The sequence below is a fragment of the Thermodesulfobacteriota bacterium genome, assembly GCA_034189135.1.
Lineage (GTDB): Bacteria > Desulfobacterota > Desulfobacteria > Desulfobacterales > JAUWMJ01 > JAUWMJ01.
On record JAXHVO010000125.1, the window covers coordinates 65838 to 79834 of the forward strand.

Annotated in this window: 12 protein-coding genes; all 12 read left to right on the top strand. The window is 47.0% G+C overall.

Annotated features, from left to right (window positions below; genetic code table 11):
• The first annotated feature begins 191 nt into the window (after positions 1-191).
• The 12 genes from SWH54_18010 to SWH54_18065 all read left to right on the top strand — a co-directional run bounded on the left by SWH54_18010 (position 192) and on the right by SWH54_18065 (position 13955).
• Entirely contained in the window at positions 192-449 is a 258-nt protein-coding gene (locus SWH54_18010) for a sarcosine oxidase subunit delta (GenBank protein ID MDY6793166.1), read from the top strand.
• 368 nt (positions 450-817) lie between these two features.
• Positions 818-3742 (top strand): FAD-dependent oxidoreductase, encoded by a 2925-nt coding sequence (locus SWH54_18015; GenBank protein ID MDY6793167.1) that lies wholly within the window; start codon positions 818-820, stop codon positions 3740-3742.
• A gap of 43 nt (positions 3743-3785) precedes the next feature.
• Positions 3786-4424 carry a sarcosine oxidase subunit gamma SoxG gene (locus SWH54_18020; protein ID MDY6793168.1) on the top strand — a complete coding sequence of 213 codons (639 nt, stop codon included), beginning with the start codon at positions 3786-3788 and terminating at the stop codon, positions 4422-4424.
• Positions 4425-4504: 80 nt separating this feature from the next.
• Positions 4505-6154 (top strand): ABC transporter substrate-binding protein, encoded by a 1650-nt coding sequence (locus tag SWH54_18025; GenBank protein MDY6793169.1) that lies wholly within the window; start codon positions 4505-4507, stop codon positions 6152-6154.
• Positions 6155-6257: 103 nt separating this feature from the next.
• A complete protein-coding gene (locus SWH54_18030; GenBank protein MDY6793170.1) occupies positions 6258-7199 on the top strand; it encodes an ABC transporter permease in 942 nt (313 codons plus the stop codon).
• Positions 7200-7249: 50 nt separating this feature from the next.
• Positions 7250-8074: an ABC transporter permease gene (locus tag SWH54_18035; GenBank protein ID MDY6793171.1), complete on the top strand. Its 825-nt coding sequence runs from the start codon at positions 7250-7252 to the stop codon at positions 8072-8074.
• A 3-nt stretch (positions 8075-8077) separates the two neighbouring features.
• The gene (locus tag SWH54_18040; GenBank protein ID MDY6793172.1) at positions 8078-8341 is read left to right on the top strand and encodes a hypothetical protein; all 264 of its coding nucleotides are present in this window, start codon (positions 8078-8080) and stop codon (positions 8339-8341) included.
• A gap of 41 nt (positions 8342-8382) precedes the next feature.
• Complete coding sequence (locus SWH54_18045) at positions 8383-9390, top strand: ABC transporter ATP-binding protein (protein MDY6793173.1); 1008 nt, start codon at positions 8383-8385, stop codon at positions 9388-9390.
• Positions 9387-10394, top strand: coding sequence for an oligopeptide/dipeptide ABC transporter ATP-binding protein (locus SWH54_18050; protein ID MDY6793174.1), 1008 nt, complete (start codon positions 9387-9389; stop codon positions 10392-10394). The genes SWH54_18045 and SWH54_18050 overlap by 4 nt, the downstream gene beginning before the upstream one ends.
• A gap of 963 nt (positions 10395-11357) precedes the next feature.
• Positions 11358-12002: an ABC transporter permease gene (locus SWH54_18055; protein MDY6793175.1), complete on the top strand. Its 645-nt coding sequence runs from the start codon at positions 11358-11360 to the stop codon at positions 12000-12002.
• Positions 12003-12077: 75 nt separating this feature from the next.
• Positions 12078-13187, top strand: coding sequence for an ABC transporter ATP-binding protein (locus SWH54_18060; GenBank protein MDY6793176.1), 1110 nt, complete (start codon positions 12078-12080; stop codon positions 13185-13187).
• A gap of 3 nt (positions 13188-13190) precedes the next feature.
• Complete coding sequence (locus SWH54_18065; GenBank protein ID MDY6793177.1) at positions 13191-13955, top strand: ABC transporter permease; 765 nt, start codon at positions 13191-13193, stop codon at positions 13953-13955.
• Positions 13956-13997: the final 42 nt, after the last annotated feature.

Here is a 13997-nt window from a genome sequence, read left to right on the forward strand (position 1 = left end):
AGTCCGCTTTAGACTGTTTCGTAAAATTTTTTGAATAAACGCCGGATGGCTAAGTAAAAAGGCTCATATACAAGGCGTAGCGATTTTTCAGGGACGAGACTATACATTCAGTATGTCGAGTTCCTGAAAAATCGCTACAACGCAGTAGATGAGACTTTTCACGACGTCATCAATTAAAAGGAAATAGATTTATGGCATTAACCATCACATGCCCGATCTGTGGTAAACGCAATGGATATGAATTTCGCTTCGGTGGCGAAGACAAAGGGCCACGACCTGATGAAGCTGGAATGACGCCGGAGACCTGGTGCGACTATACCCATATGAATAACTGCATCGCCGGCATTCAAAAAGAATGGTGGTATCACCGGGACGGGTGCAGCTCCTGGTTTACCATCTATCGGGACACACGCATTAATTTGGAAGTATCTTCACCCGATTTGGATTAATGAGGGGTCAGGGAGTTTTTCAATCTCTACTCAGTTCGTCCGGGGAAGCGCCTATTTGCCCGTATCAGCCTTAACAATAATTTTGAGAAACTGGCGTTCGGCAGATATCTTGCTGAAATTCGATTCGAACCAGCCCCAAGGGCCAGAACCCCACGGCAGCGTTTATCGTCTCTGCCTGTATGGATTTAACTGAAAAGATAGGGGGCGTGTACATAGTGCTGGACTTTTTTGTTAAGGCTGATACAGGCAAATAGGCGCTTCCCCGGACGAACCACTAACAATCATTAAAGATCAAACGGTTTGCAAAAAAGCCCATTGACAAGAAACTCCCCGATCCCCCGATTAATAAAACATTGGAGTGGTCAATAATGAACAGACTCGATCATTTGCCGACATTGCGAGTAAACCCTGAAAAAAAGGTTTCCATAAGTTTCCTGGGCAAAACCTATCAAGGGGCGGAAGGCGACACAATTGCCACGGCTCTTTATGCCGGTGGCGTTCGTATTTTTGCACGAAGCCTGAAATATCACCGCCCCAGGGGGCTTTACAGTCTGGACGGAGAGTGCAGCAACACCTTGATGGAAGTTGACGGCATTCCCAATGTGCGTACGGAAAATACTATTGCCGAAAAAGGCATGACCGTAAAAGCACAAAATGTGGTTGGAAAAAGCCCTGAATTAGACCTAATGGGCTTTATGGACAAATTAAGTTGGGCCATGCCTGCCGGATTTTACTATCGTACCATGCACAAACCGGCACAAATTTGGCCTGTTGCCATTAAGCAGGTCAGGAAACTTGCCGGGCTTGGTGTGCTTTCACCAAATTTTACGATGAAGCGCAACTGCGATGAAGTCTATTTAAAAGCCGATGTATGTATTATCGGAGGCGGTCCTGCAGGCATGTTAGCGGCTCTCGCAGCATCCGAACAAGGGTTACGTGTGACCTTGCTGGAAAATCGGCCCTGGCTTGGCGGCTTTTTTGAATATCGCCCTGCAACATACAAACAAGACGTTCCCCTTTACAAAAGAGCAAGAGAGCTTGCTCAAAAAGTAGAGCAGGCCACAAATATCCGGGTTTTTAAACACACAGCCATGATAGGTGCCTATAACAACAACCTGATTACCGCCTTTCAGAGAGGAAGCGAAACGGATTCCTTTGACCAGCGCTATGTTGAAATCAGAGCCGAAAGTGTGGTGGTAGCCACAGGCTGCATCGAACGTCCTCTTTTGTTCGAAAATAATGAACGACCCGGCGTGATGCAGATCGGATGCGCCCATCGTTTGGCGCGAACCTATGGACTGCTTCCAGGCAAATCATCGGTTTTCAGTATTGGAGACGACCTGGGACTCGAAGCTGCAATCGATCTTTTTGATCTGGGGATTAGAATTCCCTGTGTGGCGGACATCCGTGAAGACGGTCAGGATTCTGCTATGGTTGTCGAACTTTCAAAAAGAAAAATTCCTTTTTTCAGTGGTTGGGCGGCTAACAAAGTTCATGGTAAAAAAGGAGTAAAAAAAGTTACTTTAAGCGACATCACCGGAAAAAAACATCGTGAATTTCCCTGCGATATACTGATTGCTTCAGCCGGTTTGACGCCGGTGACCGGACCACTCAGCCTTTCAGGAGCGAAACTGGCTTTTGACAGCCATACCGGATTCTTTCTACCCAAACAATTACCTGAAAAAATGCATGTTGCGGGAAGAATGCTCGGTTTGAACGATCCAATGGCCATAGAAATTTCCGGCAGCCTTGCCGGGCTCGAAGCAGTTGCTGACTGTGGAATTACTATGGACAAACACATCAGCACGGCCGCAGCATCCCTGAAGGCACTGCCCGGACCGGTTAGAGGTACAAAAATAGCCACAGTACCGGGGAAAGGCCATAAGACCTTCATTTGTTTTGACGAAGACACAACCCTTAAAAATGTTGACCAGGCCATAACCATGGGATTTGATGTCCCGGAGCTGATTAAGCGCTTCGCTTCCGCAGGAACAGGCCCTGGCCAGGGAGCGATTCCAGGACACAATCTGGCTTTGTATGTCAGCCGGACCCATCTTTCACCGGACAGCAATCCCAAACCGACCACGGTCAGGCCACCTATTGTACCGACTTACCTGGCAACTTATGCAGGCACCAACCATGATATGAGTAAGAGCACGCCGGTTCATAAATCTCAGGTTGAATCAGGCGGTATAATGGAACGGTTAGGCGTCTGGAACCGCGCACGCCGTTTTTCCGACGACAATACCGCAAAGGAAGAAATCGAAAATGTCCGTGATAATGTAGGAATGCTGGACGCCACCACCCTTGGCAAATTTCGGGTATTCGGCCCGGATGCGTTGAAAGCGCTTCAACGGGTGTATGTCAGCAACATGGAAAAGTTAGTCCCCGGTCGCATCAAGTACACTGCCATGTGCAACGAGGATGGCTGCCTGATTGATGACGGTGTTGTTATCAAGCGGGCGGAAAACGATTATTACCTCACCACTTCAACCGGTCGGGCCGGTGGCACGGTGGAATGGTTTCGGTATCATACCCGTTACGACAACTGGGATTTTCACATAGTCAACCTGACGGATGCATTCGGTGTGATTAACCTGGCCGGACCAAATTCACGAAAATTACTTGAGAAAGTAATCGATGCGAATGTTTCAAATAACGCCTTTCCCTTTGCAGGTTATGGTGAGTTTTTAATTAAAGACGCCATTTCCGTTCGCGCCATGCGTCTTGGGTTTGTGGGTGAGCTTTCATATGAATTCCATGTACCTGCATCATATATGCAGACTCTTTGGGATATTCTGGAAGACGCGGGAAAGGAATTTGGCATTAAAAAATTCGGTCTGGAAGCCCAGAATACGTTGCGGATGGAAAAAGGACATGTAATCATTGGATCGGAATCCGAGCAACGCACCACCTTGCATGATGTAGGGCTTGGTTTTTTGTGGGATCGTCACAAGCCCGATGCCAAAACGGTGGGTGCTGTGGCCCTGCAACAGACAGAAGATCAGAAAGGACGCCTGAAACTTGTGGGTTTTAAGATGGAAAATCCTTCATCCAGAGCACCCAAAGATGGTTCTCTGGTTGTGGATAGCAAGATCCGTGGATATGTCTGCATGGCGCGTTACAGCCACACATTGGAAGAACCAGTCGGCATGGCCCTGGTCGAGGAGCCCCTTTCAAAGGTAGGCACTCGGCTTGAAATTTTCGAGGATGATTGTAATGACGAGCATCTTTATGCCAAGGTGGTTCAAATGCCGCTTTACGATCCTGACGGAAAACGAATGAAAATGTAAAATCGCATATTCGGTAGATTTCAAAAAAATGGAGTAAAATAAAATGACCATCTATCAACGCCGTTCTCCTGTTTCATTTTCAGCCACTCCTGTAAAAACAGAAAAGCGGGATAACTGGACAGTGGTATTGGAATATGAAGGTGAAGGAAGAGGTCCCTGGCTGATCGATTTAAGCCACAGGGCCAAATGGGACTTGCAGGACGGTAATATTGATGCGGTTAAATCCTGGGGTCTTTCCATACCGAAAGTACCAGGGGAATCTGTTTTTAAAAATGGACTGCTTATTAATCGCATGAACCGCACACAGGCATCGATCTGGCATTTATCCGGAGACCACCTGCAAGCTCCTGACGGCTCAGCGTACACCGATACTACCGACACAACGTTGTTTCTTACTCTTGCAGGGAATCAAGTTTTTTCAATAACTGAAAAATTAACCTCCCTGGATCTCATCGATCCTGAAAAAAAAGCGCCTTTTCTGCTCCAGGGACCGTTATCCCATGTTCCCTGTCAGGTAGTAGTACTGGAAATAAATGGGGAAAGCGGCATAGTCCTTTTGACCTGTTCCAGGGGATACGCTCATGATATGGTCCATGCAATCCTTGAGGCAGGAAAGGAATTCAGACTCCGCCCTGCCGGGGAGAATGCATTCCAGAGTCAGCTTAAAAAATTGTTGGTTTAAACCCAGAGGTCACTGTCTTCAAAATCATTCTTCAAAAAAAGAGGGGTATTTAATAACCAAAAACAAAAAGGAGGGGTATTATGAAAAAACGTTTATTTGCTATTGTGTTTATCTCTGTCCTGGCGTTGTTTTTCGCCAGCGCCACAGGCTTGTTGGCCGCAAAACTGGCCAAAAAGCAGGTTTTAACCATCGCCTTTGATGCCGGTGACACTAAGAGTCTGGACCCTCACCGGGCCGCAACTACGGTCGACAGGAGTACCGTGGATACGATTTTCAACGGTTTGGTTCGATATCCTCCCGGCGACCAGGTAAAGCCCGAACCCGATATAGCCAAATCCTGGAAAGTCTCGAAGGATAAAAAAGTCTGGACTTTTAAATTAAGGAAAAACGTCTTTTTCCATCCTTTTCCTGGTCATCCCGATGGTTATAAGCTGACATCCGAGGATGTGGTTTATTCCCTGAAGCGGGCCGCAGACTCAAAGCATTCAGCCTATGCCGGTGAATACAAGGGTGTCAGCATCTCGGCTCCTGATGCTTATACAGTGGTGATTACCCTGGATAATCCGATATCCGAGACTCTTTTTCTGGCCAAGTTTGCGTCTTATGCCGGAGGTTTTATCGTATCAAAGAAAGTATTGGAGGCCAAAGGTGATGAATGGTTTAAAATTCATCCTGTGGGCACCGGCCCCTTCATGTTTAAATCCTATGCCCCGCGCGAAAAGACAGTGCTGGTTCGAAACCCAAAATATTTTCGGGGCGCCCCCGTTTTAGAAAAACTTGTGATTCGATACATGCCTTCCGTCAGTTCCCGTGAGCTGGGCCTCAGAACCGGGGAACTGGACATCATTGAAGGGCAGAATGAAGAAAAATGGGTTGGTAAGATTTCCCAACTTCCCGAAGTAAAAGTACAGGCTTTTGGTCCCTGTGAGACCCAGATGGTTCATTTGAATATGACCAAAAAACCCTTTGACAACCTAAAAGTTCGCCAGGCAGTGGCCTATGCCATTTCCCGCGGTGAAGTAGCTGCATTCATGGGAAGCAGCCTTGCCGTGCCCATTTATTCTTCGGCTATGGCTCCGCCTGCAGCCGGCGCTTTAACAAAGAAAGAAGCTAAAAAGGCGGGTGTTTTATTCGAGGGTAATACAAAAAAAGCCAAATCCCTGTTGGCCGAGGCTGGTTTCCCTAACGGCTTTAAAGCTGAGGTTATCATTTCAGAACTGGCTACCAGCTACCGTAAACCAATGGTCGGCATTCAGGCCCAGTTGAAGAAGGCAGGTATTGATATAACTCTGAAAGTCGTGGACCATTCTTCTTTTCATAGCCTGATACGTGATGATGCCAGCCCAATGGTACTTTATGCCTGCTGGAGACCCAACGCAGACGTATTTCTCACCCGGTTCTATCATTCCGATTCCGTTGTGGTCAGCGGTAAAAAACCGGACACCAACTTCTCTCATTACGGTACAGTGGATGCAAATGGAGATGGCAAAGTAGACAGTATTAATGGTTTGATCGAAAAAGCTCGTTTGGAGTTGAACGCCAAAAAGCAGAGCGCAATGTGGCGGAAGGCCCAGATACAACTCCTGAAACATGCGGCCGTAGTACCGATTATCCGCCTGATGTACGCATTTCCCATGAAATCATACGTGGACCTCGGACATCCCCTGGTGTTTAGCTGGAGTACTTATTCCCCCCAGATCACTGAAAAAACCAAGATTCTTGCCCATTAAGCTGTGTTGAACTCTGCGGCCCCTGTAATGGAGTTACCTCCAGGGGGCCGCTACACATAATATTCCGGGAGATAACACCCGGACTGAATGATAATTTAAGCCTATGTTTAATTATATAATACGCAGAATCCTTCAGAGCATACCCATTCTGTTCGTAGTCTTGACACTAGTTTTTGTGTTCGTAAGGGTGTTGCCGGGCGATCCTGCCGTGGCCGCCTTGGGCGACTACGCCAGCAAAGAAGCGGTGCAGGCTTTGCGCGAAAAACTTGGACTCGATGCGTCTTTGTGGGTGCAATATTTCAGATTTTTAGGCGATCTGGCCAAAGGTGATTTAGGCACATCCCTTATTACGGGCTACCCGGTGGCCAGGCAGATCATCAAAGTTCTGCCTTACACTTTGGAGCTAACCATATGCGCCATCTTGTTCGGTTATATATTCGGCATTCCCCTCGGGATATCCGCAGCGGTCAAGCGCAACAGTTTCATCGATTATTTCAACCGTGTTTTCTCTCTATTGGGGCTATCGGTCCCCGCTTTCTACCTGGGTATTTTATTAATGTATCTGTTTTCCATTAAACTCATGTTGTTTCCGGTGGTGGGCGGCGGCGATTTGTCCGATCCGCTGGATAACTTGCGTCATCTCTTTTTACCGGGTCTCACACTTGGCCTGATCATGACGGCTTACATCACCCGCATGACCAGATCCTCCCTGCTGGAGGTTCTGCAGGAGGATTACGTACGCACCGCACGCTCAAAGGGTGTAACCGACCGGCGGGTCCTTTATAGGCACGCTCTGCGAAACTCCCTGATCCCCATCGTGGCCCTGGGCGGCCTTTACGCAGTTGTATTGATCGGCTCCTCGGTAATGGTGGAAATCGTCTTTTCCCGTCCAGGTCTGGGTAGCCTCATGGTGGGAGCAATCAAACAAAGAGACTATAATACGCTGCAATCGGTCATGGTGATTTATGCCGGCCTGGTAGTCGTTATCAATCTCATGACCGACCTGGTCTACGGCTTGGTGGACCCGCGAATCACATACAAATAGCACTTGGATCAAAGGATATCATGTATAGGGAACTATCTGTACAACAAAAGATGTGGCTTACATTCCGAAGGAACAGACCAGCATTAATAGGGGCGGTGGTCACGATCCTCATCATGCTGATAGCCATTTTTGCACCATGGATTGCGCCCTATGATCCTCTTGTGCAGGACCCTGCCATCCGGCTTGAAGGCATAACATCCGACCATGTGCTGGGCACCGATGATTTCGGTCGCGACGTGCTGTCGCGGATTATCCATGGCAGCCGGGTTTCACTGGTTATCGGCCTTGCCTCGGTTTTATTAGGCATGGTTGCCGGTACTATGTTGGGCATGATTGCAGGGTACTACCGGGGGAAGGTCGAAACTCTGATCATGCGGAGCATCGACGTGATGATGTGTTTTCCGGACTTAATCCTGGCTATTGTCATTACCGCTGTACTTGGGGCCAATTTGGTCAATCTGGTAATCACTCTCGGTCTGGTCATGATGCCCAGATTTGCCCGCCTGGCCCATGGACAGCTTCTCACGCTTAGCGAAAGTGAATACGTTCTGGCAGCTCGCTCCATCGGCTTTCATGTGCCCCGCATTCTGGGCCGTCACATTTTTCCCAACATCTTCGGTGAGCTATTTGTGGCTGCGACTCTTTGGGTTGGTGTGGCTATCCGTTTGGAAGCCAATCTGGCATTTGTGGGGCTGGGGATAGCGCCTCCCACGCCCACCTGGGGTAATATGATCCGGGAGGGGGTAGATGTCATGATCAACGCACCGTGGATTTCGATTTATTCCGGTTTGGCCATTCTAATAACCATTCTGGCCTTCAATATGCTTGGAGACGGATTGCGTGATATTGCCGACCCGAAATTGAGGGGGGTTTGATCTGTGCCTTATTTTAAAGAAGAAAATCACCATACAGTGGAGTTCATCCATGGTGTGCGCCTGGTGACTATGCCTGATGAAGTTGTGGAGCAGGCTATCTGCCTGTTGGACCTGATAGGGGCTTGTCTGGCCGGGCGTAAGGCCAGAAGGGCGGCCATTCTGATGGACTTGACCCAAAAACAATTCAGCGGAGTGGAGGAGTCAACCATAATCGGCGCCAGAAGGAAGGCTTCCTGGATTTTGAAAATCATCGGGTCAGCGATCTGATCCCGTATCTGACATGATCTTAAACTGTGGGAGCTAATATTTTGAGTGATGCGCTTCTTGAAATAAAAAACCTTAAGACCTACTTCTACATCGACGAAGGTATATCCAAGGCCGTGGGTGGAGTAGACCTGGTGATTAACCGTGGTGAGATCCTGGGTGTAATCGGCGAATCAGGCAGCGGCAAAAGCGTCACCGCTCTGTCCGTGATTCAATTGGTGGCCATCCCACCCGGAAAAATCGTTTCAGGGGAGATCTGGTTTGAGGGCAAAAACCTGCTTAAAATGAGTCTGGATGAAATTCGTCGAATCCGGGGTAACAAAATTTCCATGATTTTCCAGGAACCCATGACATCGTTGAACCCTGTTCTAACCATCGGCAATCAGATCATTGAGAATATCGTAACCCACCAGAAACTGGACAAACCTCTGGCGCGGGAGCGCGCTATCGATATGCTCAGCCTCGTGGGCATCCCCTCTCCGGGAAAGCGTATTGACGAGTATCCACACCAACTTAGCGGCGGAATGCGTCAGAGAGCCATGATTGCCATGGCACTTTCCTGCCGGCCTAAATTGCTGATTACAGATGAGCCTACCACTGCATTGGATGTTACCATTCAAGCACAAATTCTGGAACTGATAAGAAAAATGCGCAAAGAGATCGGCATGGCTGTTATGATGATAACTCATGACCTGGCCGTTATCGCTGAAGTTGCGGATAATGTGGTGGTGGCCTATGGTGGAAAGGTGATGGAATACGGTGATGTGATAAGTATTTTCAAGGACCCACTTCATCCATATACTAAAGCCCTCTATAATTCCATCCCAAGAATTACTGACAGCAAGAAAAGGAGGTTGGAAGTAATCGACGGCTTAGTGCCCAACCCCCTGGAACTGCCCGAAGGTTGCAGCTTCCACCCTCGATGTAAATTCGCCAGGCGGATATGCAAACAGATTGAGCCGGAACTGGTTGCCCTGGGCGCACGCAGAGTGCGCTGCCTGATGTATGATCCGGCATACCAAGACTCGTTTAAGACGGAGTCCGGTCCATGATCTCAAGAATTACTGAAGATAAGGATGTTATGGTTTCTAAAAACATACTGCTGGAAGTCAAAAGACTTAAGAAATACTTTCCCATTCGCTCCGGTATCTTTTCCCGAATCACCGGGAATGTACACGCAGTGGACGATGTCAGCTTTTATTTAAGTGAAGGTGAGAACCTGGGTCTGGTGGGTGAGTCCGGATGCGGCAAGACGACCACCGGCAGGGTTGTTCTGGGCCTGCAAAAACCCACATCAGGCGAGGCCCTTTTTTATGGGGAGAATATATTTGAATACAGTAAGACACGGCGCAGGGCCGAGCGGCGCAACATGCAGATTATCTTCCAGGATCCCTATGCTTCATTGAATCCGGGCATGACCGTTGAAAAAATTATAGGCGAGCCAATGGAGTTCCATGGCATTGCTAAAGGCAAAGAAAAGCGGGACCGGGTATCCGAACTTTTAGAGACAGTGGGTTTGTCCCCTCGATACAAGAGCCGTTATCCTCACGAATTCAGCGGTGGACAGCGTCAGCGCATCGGCATTGCCCGAGCACTGAGTCTTAACCCCAAATTGATTATCTGTGACGAGCCGGTATCCGCTCTGGACGTCTCCATTCAAGCCCAGGTGATTAACCTACTGGAGGACCTTCAGTCAAAATTCGGTTTTTCTTATCTATTCATTGCTCATGACCTAAGCGTGATTAAACATATCTCCAATCGCGTCGCGGTTATGTATCTTGGCAAAATAGTTGAAACGGCAGAAACAGAAGAACTTTTCCGCCATCCGCAACATCCGTATACGGAAGCACTCATGTCTGCTGTGCCGGTTCCGGATCCAACCCTTAAACGTGAGCAGATCATATTGGAAGGAGACGTGCCCAGTCCCATAAACCCTCCATCGGGCTGCTATTTCAGAACAAGATGCCGGTACGTCAAACCGATCTGCTCCGAAAAAGAGCCTCTTCTTACAGATCTTGGTGGAGCACATTACGCTGCCTGTCATTTGAGATGTTAATTACCGGACAAATTTGTTTAAGGTTTTTCTGCCGGCGCAAAATATAGAAAAATTTTAAAATTATTGACAAAAATTGCCGTTTGAGATTTAAAAATGATAGAAAAAGCTTGGAGAATCAGAAAAAACAGGGAGTAAAATATGGAAATAGCAATATGCCCGAATTGCAAAAAAGAAATTCCGGAAGATGCCAAGTTCTGTAACCATTGTTCAAGCCCGATTATCTCGGTAAGCTATAAAAGTGTCTTTAGCTGGCAATGGTCTGACCGTGTTTTTCTTTTTACCGTTATTCTTATTTTTATTGGTTTTTTTCAACCCTGGTTTCCCGGCAGCATTCTTATGCAGGAAAAATCCGTATCCGCATTTCACATGTTAATCAATATAAATGATGTAGATATTGATTTTTTAGAAAGTTATAATATTTTGCGCATGGTACTCATCGTACCCTTCTTTTCCCTGCTGTTTTATATATTGGTATATTTAAAACGCATCTTGCATCATTCAGAGTTTCTACCGCTGTTTCTTTTCATTATCATTTGTTCTTCAATTATACCCCTCTTATTTCAGCTAACAGGCATTGTTTTCGGAATCATACTTTCACTGATCCTGCTTGCCGCAGTGGCTTTATACTACCTAAACGCTTCTCGCAAAGGCAGGCTTGGTACGACCTGCCACTTTCTTCTGCTCCTGTTCATGAGTATGTCGGTCTTTATCTATCTGCTCGATCTCGCCCAGCAATTCTACTTTAAACTGACTGAACTCAGCATCATCGAAACTTATGGATTCTGGGCGTCATGGCTATTTTCAGGTATATTGATCTTAACCATCGTACTGGCCTTTCTTAAAACTGTGGAAGACTTTTGGCTGATCCTTATCGGGACAGTTTTTTCAATTGTTGCATATGCTACATTTATCGATCCCTTATTTCTTTCAGGCCCGTTTGCTTTTTTTGCAGACAATTTTAGGTTGGTCGGCATTCATACAGCCACACATATCAAGATTGTTTCAATTGCCCTGGTTATTGCTATATTTACCGGTGTCCCCATCGGCATTTACATTACCCGTCATAAAACCGCGGCAGACATCGTGTTATATTTGGCCAGCATTATGATTACCATCCCGAGTATTGCCCTGTTCGGTTTTATGATGCCGATTTTGTCTACCATTGATCGGGCATGGGACGCGGTCAGCGGTATCGGAATTGGGGTGGTGCCTGCCGTGATCGCCCTGGCGCTTTATTCCCAGTTGCCCATCATTCGAAATACGTATATTGCTATTAAAAACGTTGATCCTGCCACCATTGAGGCGGGTCGCGGTATGGGCATGACAAATTTTCAGCTCCTCAAGCAGTTGCAGCTACCCCTTGCCGCTCCGGTTATTATGGCAGGTGTCAGAACTGCGGTAGTCATGAGTATCGCCATTGCGGCAATTGCCGCCTATATTGGTGCCGGTGGCCTGGGGTTGTTCGTAAGCGAGGGCCTGCAAATGGCAACCAATGATTCGGTTATTGCAGGTGCGGTTAGCATGGGTTTGCTGGCTATTTTAGCGGATATCTTTTTAGCAAAGGTGGAAGATTGGATTACTCCGGCAGGTTTGAAAATTAAAAGGTAATGCTTTGTTAAATACAAAATCCTTATAAAAGATGAGGTTATAAATTTACAATATTTTTAGATAGAGGAGTAAATCATGGGCATTATGCTAAGCTTACAGGAAGTAACAAAGATCTACCCGGGCGCTGAACATATTAAAGCGGTGGATAGCCTGTCATTTGACCTGGAAGAAGGAGAAATTTGTACATTGGTCGGCCCATCCGGTTGTGGCAAGACCACGGCAATGAAAATGGTAAACCGGCTGATACCTATCACCAGCGGTAAAATCCTGATTGATGATCAGAATGTCAACCGAATGGATACCATCGAATTGAGGCGCAATATCGGCTATGTGATCCAAAATATTGGTCTGTTTCCCAACATGACTATTGGGGAAAATATTGCCACCATACCGAAGTTAAAGGGCTGGGATCACGACCGAATTACTGAAAAAACAGAAAGCCTGTTGGAGCTGATTAACCTTCCTCCGAAAGAATTTATTGATCGCTATCCCAAGGAGCTTTCAGGCGGACAACAACAGCGCATCGGAGTTGCGCGTGCTATGGCTGCTGATCCACCGATCATGTTAATGGATGAGCCCTTTGGAGCCATTGATCCAATCAACAGAGAACATCTTCAGGATGAATTTCTAAAAATTCAGGAAAAAGTAAAAAAGACCATTGTGTTTGTCACCCACGATATTGATGAGGCCATTAAGATGGGTGATAAAATATGCCTTTTAAAAGCCGGAAAACTTGTTCAGTTTGCTTCTCCTGAAGTGTTGCTCACCGAACCGGCAAATGATTTTGTTCGAGATTTTGTAGGGGGAGACCGCACGTTAAAACGGCTCAACCTACTTACAATTAAGGCCGCCATGAGCCCGGCCCCTGCGGTAATCATGAAAGATGATTCACCGGAAAAGGCAAAATCAATGCTTGACGAACTCAAAACTGACCACCTGATTGTGGTCGACAATGACAATCGTTTGATCGGTTATGTAAATCAGGAAGCCCTGAGCAAAAAGGCGAACGAGGTGGAAGAGATCACCCGACCCACCGATGCCTTTTTGCCGGCATCTTCCAGTCTAAAGGATGGTCTTTCCGAGATATTCACCTATGAACTGGGGTATATTATAGTGGTGGATGAAGATAAAAAGGTTCTCGGTATATTGACCGAAGATGGCATAAAAAATATTTTGAGGAAATAGATTATGCAAATCAGATTGTTTCTTTCATTTTTAAAAAAATTTGGACTTATGGCAGTAACGGCCATTATTGTTCTTTTGCTATACCAATATTACGGTGCCTTAGAATACACCATCAAAAATCTGGCTGAGTTTTTCCGGCTGACCCTTGAGCATTTTTTCCTGGTTATTGTCAGTATGGCAACCGCGGCATCTATTGGTATCAGTCTTGGAATAATTATGACAAGAAAGGGCTTTGAGCGATTCGGCTCTGCCATTATGGTAATCGTGAATGTCTGGCAAAGCGTTCCTTCTTTGGGGGTGATTGCGCTGGCATATGGTATTTTGCCTTTGTTGGGACTTTCCGGAATCGGTGTGGTTCCTGCCCTGATTGCCCTTTTCTTTCATGCCGTCGCTCCCATTGTAAGAAATACGGTTGCAGGCATCCAGTCCGTAAGCAAGGATGTTATTGAGGCGGCAACCGGTATGGGAATGACGCCCAATCAAATTCTGTTTAAAATAGAAATTCCCAACGCATTGCCGGTCATCATGGGGGGAATCAGGACAGCGACAGCCATTATTGTGGGCACCGCTCCCCTGGCATTTCTTATTGGGGGGGGAGGTCTTGGGTTTTGGATCTTTACCGGTATCGCTTTAATGGATATGGGTATTATGATGGCCGGTGCGGTTCCGGTGGCCCTGATCGCCATGTTGTTTGATGCCCTGCTCGCCAGGCTGGAAAGAATCGTGGTCAGTGAAGGTATTCAGACCGGGCAGTATCAGGAAGTCTGATTCGACTGTTTTCTTCGTTTATCGCTGTCTGCTTTTCTATTA

Coding starts and splice junctions, on each gene's coding strand:
- SWH54_18010 (MDY6793166.1), top strand. CDS start 192: ATGGCATTAACCATCACATGCCCGATCTGTGGTAAACGCAATGGATAT.
- SWH54_18015 (MDY6793167.1), top strand. CDS start 818: ATGAACAGACTCGATCATTTGCCGACATTGCGAGTAAACCCTGAAAAA.
- SWH54_18020 (MDY6793168.1), top strand. CDS start 3,786: ATGACCATCTATCAACGCCGTTCTCCTGTTTCATTTTCAGCCACTCCT.
- SWH54_18025 (MDY6793169.1), top strand. CDS start 4,505: ATGAAAAAACGTTTATTTGCTATTGTGTTTATCTCTGTCCTGGCGTTG.
- SWH54_18030 (MDY6793170.1), top strand. CDS start 6,258: ATGTTTAATTATATAATACGCAGAATCCTTCAGAGCATACCCATTCTG.
- SWH54_18035 (MDY6793171.1), top strand. CDS start 7,250: ATGTGGCTTACATTCCGAAGGAACAGACCAGCATTAATAGGGGCGGTG.
- SWH54_18050 (MDY6793174.1), top strand. CDS start 9,387: ATGATCTCAAGAATTACTGAAGATAAGGATGTTATGGTTTCTAAAAAC.
- SWH54_18060 (MDY6793176.1), top strand. CDS start 12,078: ATGGGCATTATGCTAAGCTTACAGGAAGTAACAAAGATCTACCCGGGC.
- SWH54_18065 (MDY6793177.1), top strand. CDS start 13,191: ATGCAAATCAGATTGTTTCTTTCATTTTTAAAAAAATTTGGACTTATG.